This window comes from Cytophagaceae bacterium, from assembly GCA_016722655.1.
In the GTDB taxonomy this organism is placed as follows: domain Bacteria; phylum Bacteroidota; class Bacteroidia; order Cytophagales; family Spirosomataceae; genus Leadbetterella.
Genome location: JADKIR010000004.1, coordinates 3,113,478 through 3,136,885 on the forward strand (window position 1 = coordinate 3,113,478; position 23,408 = coordinate 3,136,885).

Sequence of the window (23,408 nt, forward strand, 5' to 3'; positions counted from 1 at the left end):
TATTAATGTAGAATTTGTCAGGCCTTTGCGAGATTACCAATGTCTTCAATCGGACTTCTTTTTTTGTCTTTCAGCTGTTTAAAGTGAGTAGGGGTGAGGCCCGTCACTTTTTTAAATTGGCTCGACAAATGGGCCACGCTGCTATAATTCATCTTGTAGGCAATCTCGGTAATGTTCATTTCATCATAAATGATCAATTCTTTGATTCTTTCTATCTTATGAGCAATTATAAAATGCTCAATAGTAGATCCCTGCACCTCGGAGAAAAGGTTGGCCAGGTAGGTATAGTCATGATTAAGTTTTTCACTTAAAAAGTCTGAAAAGTTAGTTTTGGGCAACTCATCAGAATAATGTACCATTTCCACTACCACATTTTTGATACGTTCAATAAGCATGGCCCTTTTGTTGTCCATGAGTTCCAGACCGGCTTCTTTCAGAACTATTTTCAGGAGATCCATTTGCTCCGGTGTCAGTGTTTCCATTATTTCCACTACACCGAGGTCAACAATAATAAAATGTAAACCAAGATTTTTGAGAGATTCTTTGACCAACATCTTACATCGATTACTCACCATATACTTAATGTAGAGTTTCATGGCAGATATGTTTGGTAGTTGAATCAAAGCTACCTATTAATAATTGCAATAGCGAGATAAAACAATTAAATAAAAAAAGGGAATAATCGCAAAAAAGCGGAATTCCAATTTTCTTGGCAATAGTTTGATTTAGGTTTATCTAATTTTGAAATGGAAATCCAGTTAGTAAAAATGGTTTTCTGAAATTAAGATAAAGACTTACCCCGAAATGAATAACAGTTCAAACTTCATGCGAAAATCAAATTCCGGTTCACAATACGAAAGTAAACCCAGGTTGATTCGTACGATTGAAGTGATTTCCACACGGTTTTCCGGCGAAAATAAACAGTATGTTTTTTCAGCCACACAAATATTTGATAAGGGAATTTCGGAGACCCGAAATAAGGTGATAAGTAAAGCAGATGTAAAAACGCATCTTGATACCGGAAACTGGCATCAGATTACGGCCTCACATGCAGTTTTGCCGACTGAATCCAAACTTGCAGTGCAAATCATCGAGCATCTTCCGCTTAGATTTCAAAATCAAACCATTATGACAGAGGAAATTCAGAATGATTTGGAGGGATTCTCGAAAATTGGAAGAAGAAAATGATACGCAATTTATTTAGATCGAATTTGAAAAGACAAAAATCATCTAAATACCAATTTTCCCCCTTTTCTAAGATCAAAATTGTAATATTCTGATTCCCAAATGTTTGAATTTGACTGGGTAAGTTTTTTTGATTTCAATTCACTTTCAGAATGCAGAAAAAGTTTAATAACCCTTTTTGATTTAAAACCATCAAAATCCCCTTGTGTGGGGTGAATTTCAAGACGGGTTTTATTCTTTTTATTTCTTAGTTCAAAACGAGTAACCGCATATTTTCCAGTTAAATATTCATTTGAACTGCCATCGTCTTCTATCATATCAAACTTTCCATCTGCACCGGTAAATACATGAAGATTCAAGGTGTCATTATTGCCTTTTTCAATCGCTGCGGCATAATTCCGCATGGGTACGATAGCTCCTTTTTTAACGAAAACCGGAATATGTTCCAAACCGCAATCCACCCATATTTCCTGCCCGCCTTCATGATATTTCCCTGTCCAGAAATCTACCCAGCCGGCGTTTTTGGGCAGATTTACCTGTCTTTGGGTTTGATTTTGCTCTACTACCGGAGCCACTAAGATTTCCGCTCCAAACAGATACACCGGCGGATCAAGTGAAACCGGTCTGATGGTGTTTTTTCCTACAATCCGGCTTAAATGTGCATAAGTATAGATGTATGGGAAAAGCTGCATTTTGAGATGTGAAAACTCTTTAAAAACTTTGTCGGCACGCCCTGAAACCTTAAAGGCAATGTTTTGGGTTTTGTTTTCAGGTTGAGAAAAAGGGGTGGTCAGAGGCACAAATGCAGCAAATTGTAGCCAGCGGATATAGAGTTCTTCGTCAATGTGTCCATCTTCACTTACCGAAAAACCACCCATGTCGTTTGCCAGGAAAGGTATTTTATGAAAATGTTTGGTGGTATCGAGATACATTTCTACGTTTTCTTTAAACGCCACATTTGGAAGCCAGGGCGAAAAACTCCGCAAGGGCTTTTTTACTGTCCAATCTGAGCGGGTATCATCGGTCCATTTGCCGGGAAAGCGTTTATAAGAAGGGTCATTGACACCGTGCGAATGAGAAAATACAAAGCCCCGACCTTTGGTTTCTTTCCCCAATTCCTGTGAGAGCTCAAACATGGCTTTCGCAACCGTGATTTCGTCAGTTTTATCAAGTTTCAGGAAATCTATGCCTTCATCAAAAAAAGGTTTCATCTTTTGCTTGAAATATGCTTTTGCCGCAGGATTTTCGAAGTCAATATTGCCATATCTGGTGCCTTTTACTTTTTGACCTCTGTCGCCGATGATGGTTGTCGCACTGCCATTGTGCCAGCCGTCGGTGCGTATGGCTATGTTTTTAAAAAAGTTTTTGGACTTAAAATCTTCATATATTTCCTCGTTACCGGTTTCCATGATACAATCCCACACCCACATTCCGGCTTTTATTTTGTTTTTCTCCAGAAAAGACCACAAGGCTTTTCGGTCAGGATAAGAAATGGTATCTCCCACAAAGTCAATGTATCTGGTCGGTCCACGACCCTGATTTTTCCAGTCCCAAATCTAGGAATCAATCCAAAACGCATCAATAGGGTAGTCATGGGCGATAATCTCTTTGACCAATTCTTCGGTCTGAACCTGGTTGGTATATGCACCATAAAGGTAACCAAATGCCCAGGAAGGTGGCAGTATGACGTCGCTGTCTTGTACAGACAACGGAAATTTCATTTCACTGCTTTTTTGGGCAAATGAGAAATGTCCGCACAAAATCAACATGAAATTGACCAGAGATACTTTAAATATTGTATTCATTATTTTTCTAATTTCTTAATTAGCAATTCCGTAATCAAAGATTGGGCGGGGGTAGTCAAATGCACGCCATCGGTGGTATTTTCTGTTAAATTCTGTATTAATATTTCATAAGAATTAATAAAAACAGCATTTTCTTTTTTACAAAAGTTCTCAATAGATGCATTGAGTTTTTGTTCACATGCATTTCCTTCGTTATATTTTTCGATGGCTTTTGTATGGTCAATGGGTGGAGGTGTCATCAGGATAAATTGCGAGTAATCCTTTTGGAATAAGTCACTTGTCTTTAGTTTTTCTATTAAGTTTTGATAGTTTTCTTTAATTTTCTCAAAATCCTCGTTAAAAATCGCTTTACAATCATTGGTTCCGAGGGCAATCGCGAGGTACTTAAAGGGTTTCCCATAATTTTTAGCATTTCCTAGTTTGACCAAAGAATCTATTTGTGAAATCGTATTGAGTTTTTTGTTGCCCAGATTATCAAAACCGCAGGTATTTCCAGGGATAGAATAATTTACGATGTTCGAAAACGGCAGTTTTCCGGGTAATTGATTTACCCAACTGTCAGCCGCATATTCATTCGATGGTCCTATGGTAAGTATGCTTTCAGAAAAGGCCGAAACCTTTTGATTATCAATTGGTAAAAGTGAAAGTGCCACTTTGGTGAGTTGCTCGTGGGTGCCGTCGAATAGCGTAAGTGATACTTTTCCTAATTTTTTGTGTAAATAAACCTTCCTTCCCTCCAGAAATCCTAAATCGGCCTCAGGTATCTGCCTTTGCGTCAATAATTTTATGGTTTCCCGGTCGCTTACTTTTTCTGACTTTCTTTGAGCGAGTTTATTGTAAAAATTGATAGCATGAGTAATGGGCACAGAGCCGGTGTATCCGTCATTGACACCCGCAAATATCTGTAAATCTGACTTTTGGACATTTATTCCTTTCAAATTGTCAAAAAGAGGAGAGCGTTTCCTCATCTCCACAAAATCAGGGTTTTTCCCATCGGATGTACTTTTTAAAATATGTTCGGTATAAGGCAAATGCCGGCTTTGCGTTTCATAATACCAACTCTGCAAATCTGAAATGGGAACCCAGGCAGAAAACGACTTTACTTTGATTTTCAAACGATTATAACACAACAGTGTGGCATATCCGCCTCCTGATACACCAACAATATGGATTTCGTTGGGGTCAACATTTTCCGTTTTTATCAAATATCTAATGATGTCTTCTATGTCACTGATTACCAAAGGGCTACCGGTTGCTTCTTTTCTTAAGTTCGGTCCCCGAAAATCTGGATGAACATAGTAGTAATCCTTATCTATGGCCTCTTTTACCTGTGGGTCATTTTGCAAATAATCGCCACTCCAGGTATGAAGACTTACTATAAGTGGTCGTTTTTCTTTTTTGTTTTTTACCGAAAATAATAAAGCCCTTTGTTGGGAATTGTCAGCTGAACTTGTAACCGAAATTTCCGTAATTTCTTTGGGCCAATTCTTTAATGAGGGGTTGTCCCAGGTGGGTTGGGCCTGAGAAACATAAAAAAATCTTAAAAGTAAAAATAAGGTTAGTGTTATTTTTTTTATTTGAGGGAACATTTGAAAAAGCTCATTTTTTCTGATAAACTCTTACATAATCGACCAACATAGTGGCAGGGAAGATATTTTCATCAATTCCCATTTTACCGCCCCAATTGCCACCAATAGCCAGGTTTAGAATTATATAAAAAGGATCATCAAAGGGCCATTCTGCAGTAGTTAAATGCTTATTTTGAAAAGAATGATACACTTTGCCGTCTAAAAGGAAATCGATTTTTTCTTTGGTCCAGTCTATAGAGTACACATGAAAGTCACCGTAATGATTAGGTATGTCAATGGCTTTTCCGACCTGGGTACCAATGACATGGTTGAAAGCCTTGGTATGAACAGTGCCATGCAATTTACCCGGATCGTAGCCCACATGCTCCATGATGTCGATTTCGCCGCATTCCGGCCATGAAATATGATCTATTTTTTGACCCAGCATCCATATAGCAGGCCAGGTGCCTTTGCCTTCGGGCAATTTGGCTCTCACGTCAATCCGGCCATAAGTAAAAGTATATTTATGAGATGTAGAAAGGCGAGCCGAAGTGTAATTTTTGTTTTCACGGTTTTCCTTTTTAGCGATAATATGCAGGAAACCATCTTTTACTATTGCATTTTCGGTTTCTTTGGAAGTGTAATGCTGTTTTTCATTATTGCCCCATCCGTAAGAATTTCCTTTTGTTTCAAAAAACCATTTGGTAGAATCTGGAAATCCCTGATAATTAAATTCATCAGACCAAACCAAATGTTTCTTTTTGTATTTGGTTTGGGCCGTAATATTGAATGAAATCAGAGCTAAAAAGAAAAAAATGAATAGATTTTTCATTTAAATAATTAATAAAGATTGATAAAAAAGCCGTTGATTGACAGATCAAAGGAGTTTTTGAAATTCCTCAGGTTGTGAAAATGTTCTGTCAACCAACGACTATTATTCTAATAAAACTAAACTTTAGTGTTTATTTTAACCACCATGGACTAAGGTTAATCCCATCGTATCCGCTGTATTGCTCCTGCACGGCTTTATTATAATTGTCGGCATTGGTAGTCAATTCGCTGGTAGGATACTTCCATCTTTTTGGGTAAACCTTGTTGTCGTCAGGGTTAAGGCTGGTTGCCGGATCTAACGGAAACTCAGGATAACCCGTACGAAGGAAGGTTTTATAACTGAATAAACTATTGCCCTGGAAGAAATCCAACAACCATCTTTGGGTGATTATCTGTTTGATACGATCAGCTTTGGTACCATCGGTTTTAAATGCCGCTTCACCTGTAAAGTAATTGTTGATATAATCCTGAGTGATGGCCATGCCATGTAAGTTGGCAGCTGTTGCCGATGGCAATTTCATGATATAGGTCAAAATCGCTTTTACACCTTTTTCATAATAATCTTTAGATGAGCCACTTAACCAGCCATCTTCTATTGCTTCAGCAATAATAAAACATTGCTCAGCATATGAAAATTGGATCATTGGGTCACCTGCTTTTACGGCTACATATCTTTTGTTAATTAAAGAATAAGTGCCTTTGGCTTTATTTTGTGCCAAAACCTCGGCAGAAATCTGAGTAGGAGCACCCACATAAGCATCAAATTCAGAATCTTTTAATCCGGCGGCAATTTGAGCATCAGCAGGTTCCGCAAAATAAAATAATCTGCGGTCTTTGGTGCTTTTGAGTTGGTTCACCACCAGGTCAGAAAGTGCAGTTATTATCCGGCGATTCTCTCCATTGTAGTAAGGATGATTGGCGTTGGTATTTTCACTGTATTCCAACTGGAAATTGTCAGCTTCAGTCAGTAGATTTCCTGCTGCTACAATTTCAGCAAAACGGGCTTTGTTTTCAGCTGTTGCTTTTTTGCTCAATACATTAAGCACTTTTAGCTGAACTGCATTGGCTAATCTTCTCCATTTTACTGGATTTCCACCAAACATAATGTCGCCATTGAACGATTTTCCGGCCGCGAAAAGAGCTTCAGCATCCTTAAGGTCTACAAGGATTTGTTTGAACACATCCTCTTGTTTGTCATATTTTGGAGTTCTAATTCCTTCTTCCAGTTTTCCGGCTTCAGAATAAGGTACATCCCCCATATCGAGCGTCATGCCAATCCCGTACCATGCTTTCATAAATTTGGCCAATCCTTTATAAGATGACTCATTTAAATTACCCTCAGCAAGTTGAGCCATTTTATTTAGCGTTGGAAGTTTCTGCATACCGCCAAAGCTTCCATAGGGACTATATGAATAGTAATATTGATAAGGATTGGGGTTAGTTTCCAGCATCACAGCGTGTTTTGCCCACAGGTTGGCAGTGCCAAAGTCAGTAGGGTTGGGGTTCCAGAACCTGTAAGTATCTTTCAGAATCTGGGTGGCCAACAACTCAGGAGTAACTGTTGAAGGCACGTTTGGGTTTGTATTGAATTCTTCGAATTTTTCGCAACTCCCCAAAAGCATTACTATCGATAAACTTGCAAATATTTTTGTTATCTTTTTCATCTTCGTAAATTTTTTAGAATGTAAGATTAAGTTTTGCACCAACATATCTGACAGAAGGGTCAGAGAAGTCTTCTACGCCACCATCAGGGTCAGAATATTTGAAATCTTTGGCCCAAAGAAATACATTCTGACCAATAAGACTAATTGTTGCTCCTTTTACGACATTTTTCATATAAGCAGCCGGTAAGGTATAGGAAACTGCAATCTCACGAAGTTTTAGATAAGATTTTGAATAAGTATCAGTAGGGCTACCATTGCCACCCCATGCACTACTGTTATGTAAGTCTATTACATATTGTTTGTAGGTGGTATTGATGTCATTTTTTACAAATTCTCTGGTGTCGGTCAGAATTTTTCCAAATGCATCGTAAGTAACAGTACCTGAAACTACTTTCACACCATTACCCAGGAAGTTTTTCGAGCCTGGAGTGGCTACATCGGCGGCTCTTTCAGGAGTAAGAGATTCGGGGTGATTGCCCGACTGCCATAGGTAACTTTCGGTACGGGTATTCATAATTCCACCAACCACACCGTCAAGTGAGGCATAGAAAGTGAAGTTTTTATAAGATACGGTATTGTTAAAGCCCCAAATCCAGTCAGGATCGGTAAAACCAAAACGAGTATCATATGAACTATAAACCAAACGGCCATTGTTGTAAATCAAATCTCCGGCAGGTGTTTTTAAGAAGTCTCTACTAGCTAAAACATCTACTCTTTCTCCAACAGCTATCCATGGTTTTTTTGCAGAGTAAGTTGGGTCAAGAGCAGAATATACTCTTTTATAAGTTGACCAGTTCAACGCTGCGTCCCATTTTAAATTCCTGGTTTTCACAGGTGTTCCTCCCAAAACCACTTCCCAACCTTTTCTGGTGGTAGTTTCTTTGGTGTTGGTATATACTCCCGAGAAACCTGTTGCTGGTGAAACCGGTCCAGTGATTATGCCATTGTACATTTTTTTGGCATAATAAGATACATCAGCTGTCAATCTATGATTGTAGAAAATACCCTGTAAACCTGTTTCAAATGTATTTGCTGCTGAAGGAGTGATATCAGTAGGATACAAATTAGAAGGCATGGAGGCACCGGTTAAAGTATTCCAGGTGTTATTGGTGATTGAGTAATTGCTGTTGATTGAATACACTCCCGGGATATCTTTAGAAATAGTATATGAACTTCTCAATTTTAGCAAATTGAGCCATTCGGCTGTATTTGGCATCAGTTCTGAAATCACAAAACTTGAGGCTATTGAAGGATAGAAATAAGAATTATTTCCTTTGGCAAGTGTCGAGCTCCAGTCTTCTCTTGCTGTGGCCTCTAAGTACAATAGTTTATTCCACGAAACTCCAAGCCTCGCAAACAAGGAATTTACTTGTTTTCTGTACAAAGTCTGGTTAATCGAAGGAGAAGTCACAGATGCTTTGATGGAGAAAAATTCCGGAATACTGATACCACCTGCAGTAGCCGCATTCATGTTATCGTCACGGTTGAAGAAAATAGTTCCACCTGCAAGATATTCAAAATTGAATTTCTTATATGACCTGTCCCCTGTTAAAAGGGCATCTGTATTGATACTGAAGCCGGAGTTTTGACCGATTACATATCCCCCTGTTTTGGTTCCCGCCCATGTGTAAGGGTTACCAGGTACACCTGTGTTACCTGTGGCTACGTACGAGCCTTGTGAAATTCTTAGCTCACCCACTTCTTTATAAAAATCAAGTCCGGATCTCACTGTGGCGTTTAACCAGGGAAATAGTTTATAATTTACAGATACGTCAGCATTGAAAATATCACGGTTTATTTCGTTGGTTTTCTGATATCTGTCGAAATAAGGGTTGTTTTGACTGGCCCCTTTGTAGCTGCCATCAGGTTGCAAACCATAAGTGTAATTTTGCAAAACTCCTTTGGTAATCCAGTAATTATCTTTGTAATCCAAAACATTAAAATCAGGACTCGACCAAATCAGCAAAGTGTACATGGGGTCATAAGAAGTATAACCATTAGAACTGATGTTTGGAGAAGTCTTTTTAGCATAAGATATATTACTGCTGATTTTCAACTTATCAAGATTAATGTCTCCTCCAATACTATAAGTATATTTATTAAGTGTACTATTAGGATATTGGCCTTTATTATCGATAAAATTCAGAGAGTTTCTCAAAGATACTTTGCCATTGGTATAAGCCACACTCAGGTTATTATTTGAAATAAAACCCTGCTCCAGGAAGTTCTGGAAGTTGTCGGCACCCACTGGCAAATATGGTTTTTCTTTAAATACTTTTTCGAAAGGATCCCATTGAACCAAATTACGACCGTCCATGGGTACGCCCCAGGAATTGTCTGAATTTATATCATAAGTATTATTGGAGCCTCTTCCGTAAAGTGTTTGTTTTTCAGGAATTGCAAGAAAGCCTGCAGTCAGCATAGTATTTGAAGTAAAATCTAATGAAATACCACCTTTTTTGTTACTTCCATTTTTTGTAGTAATCAAAATAGCACCATTGGCTCCTCTAAAACCGTATAAAGCAGAAGCTGTAGCTCCTTTCAATACGTTAAGTGACTCAATGTCTTCCGCCGAAATGTCGGTCAAAGTTTTGTTTTGATAAGGCACTCCATCAATTACAATCAGCGGATTTTCACCCCTGATGGTCACTGTAGGAACCGATGCAAAATCAGATGAGTTTCTTACCAAAAGTCCGGCTACTTTACCTGTAAGTGAGGTACCTACGTCCACACCAGCCACTTTTTGGATTTTATCTCCACCTATTTTTTGTATCGAATATCCAAGGGCTTTTTCTTCTTTTTTAATACCTAAGGCAGTAACGACAACTTCCTCAAGTACTCTTTCGTCTTCAGCCAATACTACGTTTAAGGTATTTCGGTTTCCTAGGGCAACTTCCTGTGCTATGTATCCTACAGAAGAGAATACCAAGGTTACATTACCGTTATCAACTTTTAATTCATAATCACCGTTTTCGTTGGTAAGTGTACCTGTTTTGGTATTTTTCACTGTTACTGATACTGCAGGCAGCCCTTCATTTTTTTCATCGGTCACCTTACCTTTTACCAGAAACTCCACCGGCGGTGCCACCAAGGGCATCTCTATTTCTGATACCTTGTTTTCGGTATCATTACGTTGAATGTTAAGGATTATTCTATTATTAACTTCTTTATAGTTAACCACTTCTGGTTTGAATATCTCAGTTATTATTTCCGCCACAGAACGGTTTCTTACATTAATCGAGACTTTTCTGTTGATAGGAATGGTTCTGGAGCTATAAACGAATTTCACATCTGCTTTTTTCTCCAGCGTTGAAAGAACAGTTCTGATGTCAGTTTGTTCCAAATTCAGGTCCACTCGGGTATTGAGCAGGTCCTGGGCATTTACTCTGTGCCCGTAAACATAGGTCAGAGAAAATATAAAAAGAAAGAATTGGAAAAATGAAACTTTCATAATTGTACCAATTGAAACTTGGAAATTTCTTTGTTTTTTCATTTTTTTGTTAAGTTTTATCATTTGCGATTTGACTAAGCCTTCTCCTTCTCAAAAAATCCGAAATTTTTCAATTTCAAATGCTTTGATCCGAAGAGGGTGATTTTAAGGCTGGAGATGCTGCAACATCTTCAGCTTTTTTTAATTTATTTAAGGGAAAGGTCTGTTTTTATTCCATAGGCATCTTTAAAATTTTGGTTTATATGGTACACAACTCCCACCAACAATCACAATTCGTGAACCTTCTGTTTTTGAAGAAGAATTGAGGAGAGTATTTAAGATTTCGATTTTTGAGAAGAGCGATTCAGTACCGAGGTCGGCAGTAACAGGGCAATTCAAAATTTCTTTGTTTTGAACCACAATTTCCACCCCATAAGCTGTTTGGAGCTTGGATAGAATATTTGAAAGATTTTGTTCATCAAAAATAAATGCTTCGGGTTTTTCGTATTCCTCCTTGTTTTTGACAATTATGATGGGTTTTTCAACTATACTTTCCAGTAATTTCTCATTGGTTTTAGAAAATACCACCTTCTCGTTTGGCGTTAGAATTACTTCATTTACTGTTTCTGAGGAAATATTTTTAGCTTTTTTGGTGTTTTCAACAATAACCTTACCGGTCATTACTGCCACTTCAATATCGCCGGATTGCTGATTTTTTTTAATGGTAAAACTAGTTCCCAACACCTTGGTAATTATTTCTCCGCTATATACATAAAAAGGTTTTTCGGGATTCTTCGTAATTTCGAAAAAGGCATTGCCTTCTAGTATCACTTTTCTGAAATCTCCTTTAAATTTTGCAGGATAAAACAACTTCGAATCTTTTTCAAGTATTACTTTGCTGCCATCAGGTAAAACCAAAGTACTCGTTTTGTCCTTACTTTCAACTTTTATAATATCGTCATTTTGACTCAAAACAGAATTGGAATATTCATTACTTTGCTGCAGATAGAACCAAGTTCCTAAAGAAATAAATAAAACTGCTGCTGCAGCTATGGACCATTTTTTCCAATAGTTTCCACCTTCATTTTCTTCTTCTGTATGGTCAGTTATTTGTTCCTGAATCGACTCCCAGATCCGGTTTTCTATTTTTTGTTTTTCCGAAATATCCAAATCTTCCTCCTCAAGTTCTTTGATGGAATCAAACCATATATCTACCAGACGCCTGTCATCTTTTCTAAGCGAATTGTCGAGGTATTTCTGTAGAATTCTGATAAATACTTTAGGCCTGATATTCATATTTAACCATCAAAAGCCCGATATTTTTTGGCTTTCAATAGATAAGTAAGTTGAGTGTGTGTTTTTCCGCAATAAATATTAGAAAATATTTAAAAAATTATATTTATTTATCAGTTACTGATAAAATATCTTTATTTAATGCAAAATAAAATTTGGAAATATTAAACCTGAAACTCTTTGATGTGTTGTCTGATAGAATGAAGAGAGTGAGCCAGGTGATACTCCACTGTACGTGTTGAAATTTTCAGGAAAAGAGCAATCTCTGCGGGAGTTTTGTCTTCTATTTTGTTAAGTCTGAAAATAATCTGGGTTCTTTCCGGCAATTTGGACATGGCAGTATCAATTGCTTGTTTCAAGTCGTTCAGTGCCAATATCTCCTCGGTCTGATGATCAAAGTCTTCGAATGAAAGAGCATGGAGGTTGTAATAGTTCTGACGAATCAAACGGGCTTTAATTCGGTTAATAATGTTAAATTTCACTGCTCTGAGGAGGTATCCCTGCAAATTCTGGATATTTAAAGTCTCTCTTCTTTCCCAAAAATCAACAAAAATTTCCTGAACCACTTCTTCAGCTTCGGCTTCGGCGTGTAGTTTTCTTTTTGCCAACACATACATGTCATGCCAGTACCGCCTGTAGATTTTCTGAAAGGCTACAGCATCGTCCTGGCTTGTTTTAAAAACCAAAACCTGATCTGTTTCGCCTTGAGGTTGCATACTATGTTTGTTAAGATGAAGGTTTATTTCGATTGGGAAGCAAGTAAATAAATTAATTTTAGAAAAAAAAAGAGTTGGAAGGTACAAAAAAATGATTCTTGAAAATTATACTTAAACAGAATTTTATTTGGAAAAGAAAATGGAAATTTCGGATTATCAAAAATAGTATTTTAAAAGATTGAATATTAATATTATACTAAATAGAATTAGTAAAAGTTTTTAATTGATTTTTTGAGAAGAGTAATATTTTTATCGTGTTTTTTTATAAAAAGACGGATAATTTTTATTGATAATTTAACAAAAGTATAATTATTGATTTTATTGTTAATCTCAGTTTATCCGCTTAGTTTGGATCGTTATTTCTCTAACCGCTTTATATATGAAATATTTGATTTTGTTCCTGCTTTCATTCGAATTGTTCGCTCAAAAGCCCAAAACCATTGTGATTATAGTTGATGGAATTCCCTATGATGTTATTCAAAAACTGAAACCCAAAAACCTGTACAAAATTGCTGAAAAAGGTGGGCTGGCACAGGCTTATGTAGGAGGTGAAAAAGGTGGTAAGTCCCAATCCCCAACCATTTCAGCAGTAGGATACAACAGCATGTTGACAGGCGTATGGACCAATAAACATAATGTTTGGGGCAATGGCATTGAGGCTCCCAACTACAATTTTCCTACTTTTTTCAAAATTGCCAGAGACCAAAAACCAGAGCTTAAACTTGGAATATTTTCTACGTGGCTTGACAACCGCACCAAGCTTCTGGGTGAAGGTTTGCCCCAAACCAATCATTTCAAAATGGACATCGCATTTGATGGCTTTGAATTGGATACTTTGAGTTTTCCCCATCGACCTGATAAAAAATATATAAAGGATATTGATGAATTAGTCACAGCGAAAGCTACCGAAACCATCAAAACTAAAAGCCCGGATTTGTCGTGGTTGTATCTGGAATATACCGTCGATATGGGTCATAAATATGGTGATAGTGAACAGTTTTACCGGTCGGTTTACCATGCTGATAGTCTGATAGGGGAGGTTTATAAAGCTATTATTGAACGTGAAAAGATGACAAAAGAAAAATGGTTATTGGTAATAACTACCGACCATGGCCGTGATGCAAAAACCGGAAAGAATCACGGCGGGCAGTCAGACAGAGAAAGAATCACCTGGATTTGTACCAACCAGCCCAACACTAACGGAAGATTTCAAAATGGTCTGGCAATAGTAGATATTTTCCCTTCGGTTTGCCAGTTTATGAATATCAAGATTCCTGAAGCTGTGAAAAAGGAATTGGAAGGGGTTTCTTTTTTGAGATGAAAAAAAAATAACGCACCGGCAATCAGTGCGTTATTGCAGAGAGGAAGAGATTCGAACTCTCGATACAGTTACCCGTATACTACCTTTCCAGGGTAGCTCCTTCAACCACTCGGACACCTCTCTGAATGGTAATGTTTTCACAAAATTAGTGAATTATTCCTTATGGAGAAAGCTCACCAGCGATATTAGTCTCTAATAATTTCTTAATAACACTTTTCTGAGCCAAAGCCCACATCATTTTTGTAATTGCAGCCTCAGTGGTCATATCTGCACCCGAAATCACACCAATTTCCTGTAATCTTTTTCCGGTGGCATAATTGTTCATATCTACTTTACCACCTGTACATTGTGAAATATTCAAAATAAAAATTCCATTCTTAATTGCTGTTTCCAATGTATCGATGAACCAATGTTCCGATGGGGCATTTCCAGAGCCATAAGTTTCTAAAATTACCCCTTGTAATTTTTTTTGAGAGAAAAAATGCTTTACATATTCCTGTTTTATTCCCGGAAAAAGCTTGAGCAATCCCACTTCAGAACTCATTTCTTTCGTAAAAATTGGCTCTTTTTCAGAAGTACAACCCCTGATAACATTTTTGTTGAAATCAATACTCACCCCAATTTCAGCCAGATAAGGAAAATTTTCCGAATCAAATGCATCAAACTGGCTGCTCTCCCGCTTTTTGGCCCGGTTTCCTCTTAATAATCTGCCATTGAAATATATGCATACTTCAGGCAAACAAACCAGGTTTTTTGAATGACAAGCCACAATTTCGATAGAGGTAATCAGATTTTCGCGTGCATCAGTCCGGGGTATTCCAATGGGCAATTGTGCTCCCGTAAAAATGACAGGCTTATTGATGTTTTGTATCAAAAGCTCAAAGCAGAGGCTGAATAAGCCATGGTGTCAGTTCCATGTAATATCACAAAACCATCAAAATTAGGGTAGTTTTGTTGGATAATATCTACCAATTGAAACCAAGTCTCAGGGCTTACATTGGAGGAATCGATCGGACTTTCAAAGGTGACAAAAGAAATCTCTGAATTTAGTCGGTTTACTTCAGGAAGATTCTTCAATATCTGATCAAAATCAAAAGGTATCAGACTTTCAGTGTCATGGTCAAATACCATCCCCAAAGTGCCACCGGTGTAAATAATCAATACCTTTGGAGCCTGATTTTTACTGCTTGTTATTATGATTGGTTTATTCTTCAATTTCATCCAAAAAAATTTGATAGCTTCCTTTTAATTCTGCCAATGCTTTACTTTTTCCTTGTTTTTGGGCTAAATCTATGCCTGTTTTGAAAAAAACTTCGGCTTTTTGATATTTTTCGGTTTCAAAAAAAAAGTTAGCTGCCTGATAATATGTGGGTAAGTATTCCGGAAATTTTTGTAGCAACAAATCAAAAAGTTCCTCCGATTTTTCTTTGTTTTCTTTTAAATACTCCAATGCAAGAGCATAATAGTTAAATGGCTCCCCAGGATCATTTTCAATTTCCTGATTCAAAAAAAATATTCGTTCGGCTTGCATACTTTGATTTGGTGCTTTAGATTTGTAATTGTTATGCATGCATAACAATTTTTAACCTTATTTTTCATCAAAATTATAATTATTAAACCAAAATAATATGAAAATATTGGTTTGTATTTCAAATGTGCCTGACACTACCGCCAAAATCGCATTTGAAGAAAACAATACGAAGTTAAGCAAAAACGGAGTCCAGTACATTATTGGTGCCTACGATGATTATGCATTGGCAAGAGCCGTTGAGTTAAAAGAGACCCATGGTGCTATGGTTACGGTTCTTAATGTGGGTCTGGCCGATGGTGAGCCTCAAATAAGAAAAGCCCTTGCGATTGGTGCCGATGATGCTGTAAGAATTGATGCCGAACCCACCGATAGTTTTTTTGTGGCGACTCAAATCGCCGCTTATGCTGAAGGTAAAGATTTTGATTTGATTCTGATGGGTCGTGAAACTACGGATTATAATTCCGGCGTTGTTCATGGAATGGTAGGTGCTATGCTGGGTTTGCCTTCTTTCTCACCGGTAATGGAACTGAATATAGAAGGACAAACAGCTACGATTTCGAAAGAAATAGAAGGTGGAAAACAAAAAATAGAAACTACTTTGCCTGCTGTGATGGGTTGTCAGGAGCCTATTGCTGAATGGAAAATACCTAATATGCGTGGAATTATGGCAGCCCGAACCAAGCCTCTTCAAGTGCTGCCAGCAGTGGGAGAGTCGGTTACCAAAATTGTCAATTACGAACTACCTCCTGCCAAAGGTGCATGTAAAATGATCCCGGCTGAAGAAGCAGGTACATTGATTAAGCTTTTACAAACAGAAGCCAAAGTGTTATAATTTTTTCAAAACGAATTAAAAAATTGTCATGTCTATATTAATTTTCACTGAATTGGCCGACGGAAAGTTTAAGAAAAGCTCTCTGGAAGCTATAAGTTATGGTTCAAAAGTCGATGGTTCTGCTCCGGTTGTTTTGGCAATTGGCGAGGCCGGAGAAGATAGTCTTGCTGAAGCAGGTCAGTTCGGTGCTTCAAAGGTTATTTATTCTCCACAGAATCAGGAAAATATCATGGTTTACAGCCAGGCATTGCTTCAGGCTATTGAAAGCACTGGTGCCATAATTGTGGTTTCAGTAAAATCGGCTCTGGCTGATGCCGTAATGGCTAGAGCTGCTGGTACATTAAAAGCTGCTTTGATCGGAAATGTGACCGAATTGCCCGATACATCCAATGGATTTGTGGTTAAAAACAGTATTTTCTCTGGAAAAGCATTTGCAAAAACAGAGATGAAATCTGAGGTGAAATTTCTGCAAATCAAAAAGAATGTGGTTGAGGCTATCCCCCAAACAGGGTCTGCAGTCGTAGAAACTGTAAATTTTGCTACAGATAACATGGGTTCAAAAGTTATTGATACTCAAAAAGCAAGCGGGCAATTATCGTTACCCGAAGCCGACATCGTAGTTTCTGGAGGGAGAGGAATGAAAGGCCCCGAACACTGGCAGCCATTACTCGATTTGGCACAGGCATTGGGTGCAGCCACAGGTTGTTCAAAACCCGTTTCTGATCTCGATTGGAGACCTCACCATGAACATGTGGGTCAAACCGGCGTAAAAGTGGCTCCAAATCTTTATATTGCCTGCGGTATTTCAGGTGCTATTCAGCATTTGGCCGGAGTCAATTCATCAAAAGTGATTGTGGTTATCAATAAAGACCCGGAGGCACCATTTTTCAAAGCAGCAGATTATGGAATTGTTGGTGATGTTTTTGAGGTATTACCCAAACTTACTGAGGCAGCAAAATTATTGTAATCTTATTTTGTAATAAATAATAACGGTACTCTCAAAAACGAGGGTACCGTTTTTGTTTTTAATAATTTAGAATTTAAAATAATATCGAAAATCATGATATAAGTCTTTTGAAATTGCGTTTTAATATTATTAATTAGTGCCAAATAAATTATATTTTTGTAAATCGTTATCAAACGTTTATTTCAAAGTCTAAATAATTAGATTATTTTTTCATTGGAATGTTTTTTAAAGTTTTAGAGGATCTATTTAAATAAATGAAAATCAGATTATTGTTTTCATTTTTGCTGCTTAATTATTTTAATTCCCTATCACAGGAAGTGCTTTGGGCTACTAAAGTATTGGAAAAATCCTCAGAAACAGCTGATGAAGCTTATTCGCCTAAATATCGTGGGATTCAAATTCTTGGAAAGCCCAACGTTTTGCCACAAATCGTTAGTTCCCCGTGTAGCTGGAGGCCTACGGGTTCTGGATTCGGTGAAGATTATATTAAAGTTGGATTTGATAAAGCTATCAAAATCAGGCAAATAATTGTGGGAGAAACTGTGAATCCTGGAGCAATAGGGAGGATTTTTGGTTACACACCATCAAACCAGGAAATCCTGCTCTTTGAAAATACGCAACCGGCTCCACGCCAGAGTGGAAGAATCTGGAATGTGATTATTCCTGAAACAGCTCAGGAGATTTCTTCAATTAAGCTTTTGATTGTGCATCAGTTGTCTAAAGGAATGAAGGAAATTGATGCTGTCGGAATTTCTAACTCAGAAACTCCATTTACAGCCAAAATCAATGTTGCTCCAAACATCCCCGGTGATTTGCAAAAAGATAACCTCGGACCCAATATCAACTCAAAGTTTGGAGAAGTGGCACCTTTGGTTTCGCCTGACGGGAAAAATCTTTATTTTACCAGATTAAATCACCCTGAAAATTTTACCCAGAAATCTGGAAAAAATGAAAGAGCAAACGAGATCCAGCAGGACATCTGGGTGTCGAAACTTTCTAAAAACGGAATGTGGGAACAGGCTCAAAATATAGGCGAACCCCTCAATAATCCTCAAAATAATGCTGCAGCAACTATTTCAGCCGACGGGAAAAGCCTTTTTGTATTGAATGTATATTTGCCAAATGGCCGATTTGTCGCCGGGCTTTCAAAGGCCACTTTGAAAAATAAAAAGTGGGAATTACCCAAACAAATCAGAATTAATGACTTTCAGGCATTGGAATATTATGATGAAAAACTTAAGCTAAAAACTACTGTAACTGAATATGCCATCAGCTCTGATGAAAAGTATTTAATAATGGGACTGAAACGTAATGAAACTTATGGTGATAAGGATTTATATGTTTCATTTAAAAATAATGATGAAAGCTACTCGAGACCGGTAAATTTAGGAAGTATCATCAATTCTGCCGGTAATGAAGGTTCTCCATTTTTAGCTGCTGACAATAAAACCCTTTATTTTAATTCCAATGGGCATCCGGCTTATGGAGATGCAGATATATTTGTCACTACCAGACTCGATGACACCTGGACCAATTGGTCCGAACCGATTAATCTTGGTCCCGTAATTAACTCTCCGGAGTGGGATGGTTATATTACAATTCCGGCATCGGGTGAATACGCCTATTTTAGTTCTTCAAAAAATAGTATCGGTTCTGATGATATTTTTAAGGTAAAACTTTTTCCTGCTATAAAACCTCAGATTGTTAACCTTTTCGATTTCCAGTTTAAAGATAAAGCCACCCAGTCCCTTTTACTTCCGATTACCAATATTCAGATGCTGGAAACTGGTAAAGATACTATGAAAGTTAATGCACCGGTTATTACATTCGAGGAAGAAACCAGTACCTATAAGACTATACTTGTTACCGGTAAAAAATATCAGTTAATTGCAAAAATTGATGGTTATGGGGATCTGAATACTGTCGTGGACTTAACTAAGGAAACCAGATACAAGGAAATTAAGAAGATTTTTGATCTGCTCCCTATGGTTCAGGGTCAAAAAATTGTTCTTCAAAACTTACTTTTTGATCAGGGCTCAGCTGTTATTCGTGAGGAATCATTTGAGGAATTGGGAAAAATAAAGAGCATAATGCAAGATAATCCTACTATGGAAATATTGCTGGAGGGACATACTGACAATCAGGGAGATATGTTTAAAAATATTAAACTGGCAGAAGACAGAGTACTCGCTGTTAAAAAATATCTCTCTGAAGTAGGCAACATTGATCCTTCAAGAATAAAGATAAAATCATGGGGGCCATATAAGCCAGTGATAAGAAATTCGAGCGAAGAATCCCGAAAGAAAAATCGGAGGGTTGAGTTTTCCATTATCAAAATGTAGTATTTTTGTTCTGAAATAATGATTTATCTATGTCCTCAAGATTGTTGTTGGTTGTTCCCTGTTATAATGAAGAAGAGATACTAAGAAGTACTAATCAAAAACTTATTGATTATTTTCAGATTCTGATTTCTAAAAATCTTATCACAAGCAGCAGCAGAATTTGTTTTGTAAATGATGGAAGTCGTGACACAACCTGGTCTATCATTGAAGAATTAAGTAAAACCAGCCCATTTATTTTAGGGGTAAAACTTTCCAAAAATTTTGGCCATCAAAATGCCCTTTTAGCCGGTTTGTTTGAGTTTAGAGGCCAGTTTGATTGTTTTATTTCAATAGATGCCGATTTGCAGGACGATATCAATGCTATTGAAGCAATGCTTGTAAAACATAGTGAAGGTGCTTCGGTGGTATATGGTGTCAGAGAAGATCGCAGTAACGACTCTTTCTTTAAAAGATTTACAGCTGAGTTTTTTTATAAACTGATGTTTAAAATGGGAATACCCATGGTATTTAATCATGCCGATTTTCGGTTGATTGATAATCAGGTATTAGAACATTTGGAAAAATACAGCGAAGTAAATATGTTTCTCAGAGGTATTATTCCCACAATTGGTTTTCAATCAGACAAAGTTTTTTATAAAAGACTGGAACGGGAAGCAGGTGAAACCAAATACCCTCTAAGGAAAATGATGACGTTTGCCTGGAATGGAATCACATCTTTTTCTACTTTCCCGATGCGGATGGTATTATGGTTTGGAATATTCAATTTTTTGATAGCCGTAATGGTCGGAATTTATACCATGGTAAGTTTATATCTTGGTCAAACTGTTTCGGGTTGGACATCTACAGTACTACCAATGGCATTTTTCAGTGGCTCAAATATGATAGCAATCGGTCTCATTGGTGAGTATATTGGTAAAATTTATGAAGAAGTAAAATCTCGCCCAAGATTCATTGTCGAAAAAACAGTTGGTGACTCGAAAGCTTGACAAATATGGCCAAATACTTACCATTTCTTATAGTTTTCGTTATTGCTTCTTTTTTGAGGTTTTATCATCTTGATAATCGTGGGCTGTTTACCGACGAAAAGTTTACCATGCTCAATGCCAACGGTTATTGGGTAGGAGCTGCCAATCAGGAAGGTATAATTAATAAAAAATATTTTACTCCTCAAGACTTTTGGCAAAACAAAGGTGCCAACGATTTCATGGAAGCCATCGCTCATTCTGACTTTGGCACACATATCGTTTATAACACCATCCTTCATTTTTGGATGCGTATTTTTGGTAATTCCGACTATACGGTTAGGTTGTTGGGATTACTTTTTAATCTCTTTACAATTGGTCTTCTATATTGGGCGGTACTCAAATACTCCCGCTCGATACTGGCTGCATTATTTGCTGCATTTATTCTTGCCATTGATCCATTAAATGTGGCCATGAGTCATATTGCACGGAGCTATACGCTGTCATTTTTTTTAATGACTGTAGCCACCATATTTTTCTTTGATATTATTGAAAATCACAGGAAAAATAAAAACACAAATCTGCTGTTTGTTCTTTATGCTTTGTTTGTAGGCTTGGGTTTACTCAATCATTATCTTAATTTTCTGGTTCCGCTGAGTCATGCCATTACATTTTTGTTTATAAAAAATAAAAAGGCACTTTGGAGCAGATTTATTCTAGCGGCTGTTTTTTGTGCTGGTTTGATGGTCTATTGGTTTAATTGGGGCGGAGGTTATACGGCTTTTGAATTTTTGAAGGACAAAAATGCCAAGCATCTTAAAATTGCTCAGATGACCGAAGGAGCCCTTAAAGACCTTATACAGCTGAGTACTCCTGAAAATGTCACTAAAAAGTCTATAGGATTGTTTTTTGATTCAACAATATTTAGTCTGGGTATTTTCAATGAAATCAAAGGTGTGAAAAATGTGATTCTCTCTCTCTTGGTTTTTATAATTGGCATATTATATTTTCATTTTCACAAAAAACACAAATGGGCGATTGGTATTTTAATTCTTATTTTGCCAATACTTTATTTACTAAAATCAGTTCTACCTTCATTGGCAGTAGTTTTGTTTTTTTACGCTACTATTTATTTTATTATTAAAAATCTTTTCGACCATTTTAAAACCGAAAATCACGACTTTCCGATGCTTATGGTAGGTTTTCTGATGCTGGTTTTACCAATAATTTTTGTTATTTATGATGCCATAAAAAATGGGCATACTACAAGCCTGGTTCACCGGTACATTGGTATTTCTACCCCTTTTGTAGCCATGGTTTTTGGATTTTCAATTTACAAAATGATTGTAAAATCCAAATATTTTCTGGCATGGCTAGTAATAGTGATTTTACTTCAAATTAAGCCTGTCAGCACCGAAATTTTGGATTATTTCAACGATAAAAGTGCAATGAATGCCTTTTTTGAACCTGCAAGGGTTCCCAATCCTTATAAAACACTTGCTGAAATCGTAATTAAAAATTACGAAAAAGGTGATACATTGATGATTCCCGGGGGGCATAAAAACGACTATGTGGCTACCTTTGACGATGTTGCACCGGTTTCTTACCTTGACGTTCAATATTTAAACCTATATTTACCCAGGCAATCAGGCATTCTTCAATCTGTAGATGTGAAAGAAAAAGACAAAGTAACTTTACATAAAAAAGATGGTAATAAGGTTGAACTTTTTGATTTTGAAGGGATAAAATATCGTTATTGATGAAATTGAAAATATTACTTCCGGTATATAACGACTGGGAAGCACTCAGAATGCTCCTCGATAAAACTACAGATATTTTTGCTGGGAAAGGTTATACTTTGTCATTTTTGGCAGTGGATGACAATAGCAGTATTCCTTACCAAAAATCTGATTTTGAGGGTATTGATTTGAAAGTATTGCATTTGCTGAGCAATCAGGGGCATCAAAGAGCTATTGCTTTGGGATTGTCATATTTGGTTGATAATCAAGATTTTGATAAAGTAATTGTGATGGACTCCGATGGCGAAGATCAACCTGAACACATTTTAGACCTTTTAGAAAAATCAAAACTACATCCTGAAAAAATCATTTTCGCACAAAGAAAAAAACGTACCGAATCTCTATTTTTCAAGATATTTTATTTTTTCTATAAATTAATTTTCAAATCACTTACCGGTCACGTCATTACTTTTGGAAATTTTAGCTTGATACCTGTTTCAAAAATAAGGAAATTGGCACATGTGTCAGAAATTTGGAACAATTACCCTGGCGGAATAATCAGGTCAAAATTGCCATTTGATTCGGTTCCTTTAGACCGGGGAGTACGATTGGCCGGAAAATCTAAAATGAACTTTAGCTCACTGATTTTGCATGGAATGAGTGCAATTTCTGTCTTTCTGGAATTCACAGCAGTCAGAATCTTGATTTTTGTGAGTATCATGATTGCCACTGCCTTAATAGGTTCATCAGTAGTTTTTTATATGAAGTTTTTCCTCAATCAGGCTACTCCCGGTTGGGCATCAAGCCTGATGATGGCCTTTTTTATTGTTTTTCTACAAGGCTTTATTATTGCTTTATTTATATTGTTTATGGTGCTAAGTTCCAGAAGATATACTGCATTTATACCGTATCTTGGATATAAAAATTTCATTGAATCAGTTGAATAATGCCGATATGGATTTTGAAGAGTATCTGATTTCTAAGAAAATAAGCCCCGAAAAATTCAGAAGGGAGGATCCGGCAACTTTCGATGACTGGAAACATGATTTTCAGTTTATTAACCCTGATAGTTTTACAGTTCAAAAAAAGTTTTTAATCAATAAAATCAGAAGGATGTACATAGCCGACTAAATCTGTGATTATGTGGCTAATGTGATATTTGTTGCTCATTATTTTATCTTAATTATATATCTTTGTTTCAATTGATTGGATAAAGTCGTTT

Annotated in this window: 19 protein-coding genes, 1 tRNA gene and 1 pseudogene; 9 read left to right on the forward strand and 12 right to left on the reverse strand. The window is 36.9% G+C overall.

Translation table 11 applies throughout. From position 1 onward, the window contains the following. Positions 1-17: 17 nt before the first annotated feature. A complete protein-coding gene (locus tag IPP61_14120) occupies positions 18-596 on the reverse strand; it encodes a helix-turn-helix transcriptional regulator (GenBank protein ID MBL0326295.1) in 579 nt (192 codons plus the stop codon). 208 nt (positions 597-804) lie between these two features. Here IPP61_14120 and IPP61_14125 point away from each other — a divergent pair, with 208 nt between their 5' ends. Continuing rightward, positions 805-1,188, forward strand: coding sequence for a hypothetical protein (locus tag IPP61_14125; protein MBL0326296.1), 384 nt, complete (start codon positions 805-807; stop codon positions 1,186-1,188). A 38-nt stretch (positions 1,189-1,226) separates the two neighbouring features. Here the strand turns inward: IPP61_14125 and IPP61_14130 are convergent, their stop codons facing one another. The 8 genes from IPP61_14130 to IPP61_14165 form a co-directional block, all read right to left on the reverse strand. Then, a complete protein-coding gene (locus IPP61_14130; protein MBL0326297.1) occupies positions 1,227-2,690 on the reverse strand; it encodes a DUF5110 domain-containing protein in 1,464 nt (487 codons plus the stop codon). Positions 2,691-2,741: 51 nt separating this feature from the next. Then, positions 2,742-2,990 (reverse strand): hypothetical protein, encoded by a 249-nt coding sequence (locus tag IPP61_14135; protein MBL0326298.1) that lies wholly within the window; start codon positions 2,988-2,990, stop codon positions 2,742-2,744. Continuing rightward, positions 2,990-4,579 carry a prolyl oligopeptidase family serine peptidase gene (locus IPP61_14140; protein ID MBL0326299.1) on the reverse strand — a complete coding sequence of 530 codons (1,590 nt, stop codon included), beginning with the start codon at positions 4,577-4,579 and terminating at the stop codon, positions 2,990-2,992. The genes IPP61_14135 and IPP61_14140 overlap by 1 nt, the downstream gene beginning before the upstream one ends. Positions 4,580-4,589: 10 nt before the next feature. Continuing rightward, a complete protein-coding gene (locus IPP61_14145; protein ID MBL0326300.1) occupies positions 4,590-5,390 on the reverse strand; it encodes a glycoside hydrolase family 16 protein in 801 nt (266 codons plus the stop codon). Between the two features lie 130 nt (positions 5,391-5,520). After that, on the reverse strand, positions 5,521-7,053 hold the full coding sequence (locus IPP61_14150; protein ID MBL0326301.1) for a SusD/RagB family nutrient-binding outer membrane lipoprotein: 1,533 nt from the start codon (positions 7,051-7,053) through the stop codon (positions 5,521-5,523). 13 nt (positions 7,054-7,066) lie between these two features. Beyond that, positions 7,067-10,546: a SusC/RagA family TonB-linked outer membrane protein gene (locus tag IPP61_14155; protein ID MBL0326302.1), complete on the reverse strand. Its 3,480-nt coding sequence runs from the start codon at positions 10,544-10,546 to the stop codon at positions 7,067-7,069. Positions 10,547-10,729: 183 nt separating this feature from the next. Next, entirely contained in the window at positions 10,730-11,779 is a 1,050-nt protein-coding gene (locus tag IPP61_14160) for a FecR family protein (protein MBL0326303.1), read from the reverse strand. Between the two features lie 161 nt (positions 11,780-11,940). Then, complete coding sequence (locus tag IPP61_14165; GenBank protein ID MBL0326304.1) at positions 11,941-12,492, reverse strand: RNA polymerase sigma-70 factor; 552 nt, start codon at positions 12,490-12,492, stop codon at positions 11,941-11,943. A 379-nt stretch (positions 12,493-12,871) separates the two neighbouring features. Between IPP61_14165 and IPP61_14170 the strand changes: the two genes are divergently transcribed. Beyond that, entirely contained in the window at positions 12,872-13,813 is a 942-nt protein-coding gene (locus tag IPP61_14170) for an alkaline phosphatase family protein (protein MBL0326305.1), read from the forward strand. A 36-nt stretch (positions 13,814-13,849) separates the two neighbouring features. Here the strand turns inward: IPP61_14170 and IPP61_14175 are convergent. From IPP61_14175 to IPP61_14185, 3 genes and pseudogenes are all read right to left on the reverse strand, one after another. After that, positions 13,850-13,936 (reverse strand) — tRNA-Ser (locus IPP61_14175). A gap of 37 nt (positions 13,937-13,973) precedes the next feature. Next, positions 13,974-15,034 (reverse strand): annotated as a pseudogene (locus IPP61_14180) (asparaginase). Next, complete coding sequence (locus IPP61_14185) at positions 15,018-15,344, reverse strand: tetratricopeptide repeat protein (GenBank protein ID MBL0326306.1); 327 nt, start codon at positions 15,342-15,344, stop codon at positions 15,018-15,020. Before IPP61_14185 ends, IPP61_14180 begins: the two are co-directional and overlap by 17 nt. 97 nt (positions 15,345-15,441) lie before the next feature. On the opposite strand from IPP61_14185, the gene IPP61_14190 reads away from it, so the two are divergent. From IPP61_14190 to IPP61_14220, 7 genes are all read left to right on the forward strand, one after another. Further along, entirely contained in the window at positions 15,442-16,176 is a 735-nt protein-coding gene (locus IPP61_14190; protein MBL0326307.1) for an electron transfer flavoprotein subunit beta/FixA family protein, read from the forward strand. Between the two features lie 28 nt (positions 16,177-16,204). Further along, a complete protein-coding gene (locus IPP61_14195; GenBank protein ID MBL0326308.1) occupies positions 16,205-17,143 on the forward strand; it encodes an electron transfer flavoprotein subunit alpha/FixB family protein in 939 nt (312 codons plus the stop codon). A 254-nt stretch (positions 17,144-17,397) separates the two neighbouring features. Beyond that, positions 17,398-19,485: an OmpA family protein gene (locus tag IPP61_14200; protein MBL0326309.1), complete on the forward strand. Its 2,088-nt coding sequence runs from the start codon at positions 17,398-17,400 to the stop codon at positions 19,483-19,485. Between the two features lie 29 nt (positions 19,486-19,514). Beyond that, on the forward strand, positions 19,515-20,471 hold the full coding sequence (locus IPP61_14205; protein ID MBL0326310.1) for a glycosyltransferase family 2 protein: 957 nt from the start codon (positions 19,515-19,517) through the stop codon (positions 20,469-20,471). A gap of 5 nt (positions 20,472-20,476) precedes the next feature. Continuing rightward, positions 20,477-22,207, forward strand: coding sequence for a glycosyltransferase family 39 protein (locus IPP61_14210; GenBank protein ID MBL0326311.1), 1,731 nt, complete (start codon positions 20,477-20,479; stop codon positions 22,205-22,207). Next, on the forward strand, positions 22,207-23,133 hold the full coding sequence (locus tag IPP61_14215; protein MBL0326312.1) for a glycosyltransferase: 927 nt from the start codon (positions 22,207-22,209) through the stop codon (positions 23,131-23,133). The genes IPP61_14210 and IPP61_14215 overlap by 1 nt, the downstream gene beginning before the upstream one ends. Then, complete coding sequence (locus IPP61_14220; protein ID MBL0326313.1) at positions 23,117-23,317, forward strand: hypothetical protein; 201 nt, start codon at positions 23,117-23,119, stop codon at positions 23,315-23,317. The genes IPP61_14215 and IPP61_14220 overlap by 17 nt, the downstream gene beginning before the upstream one ends. Positions 23,318-23,408: the final 91 nt, after the last annotated feature.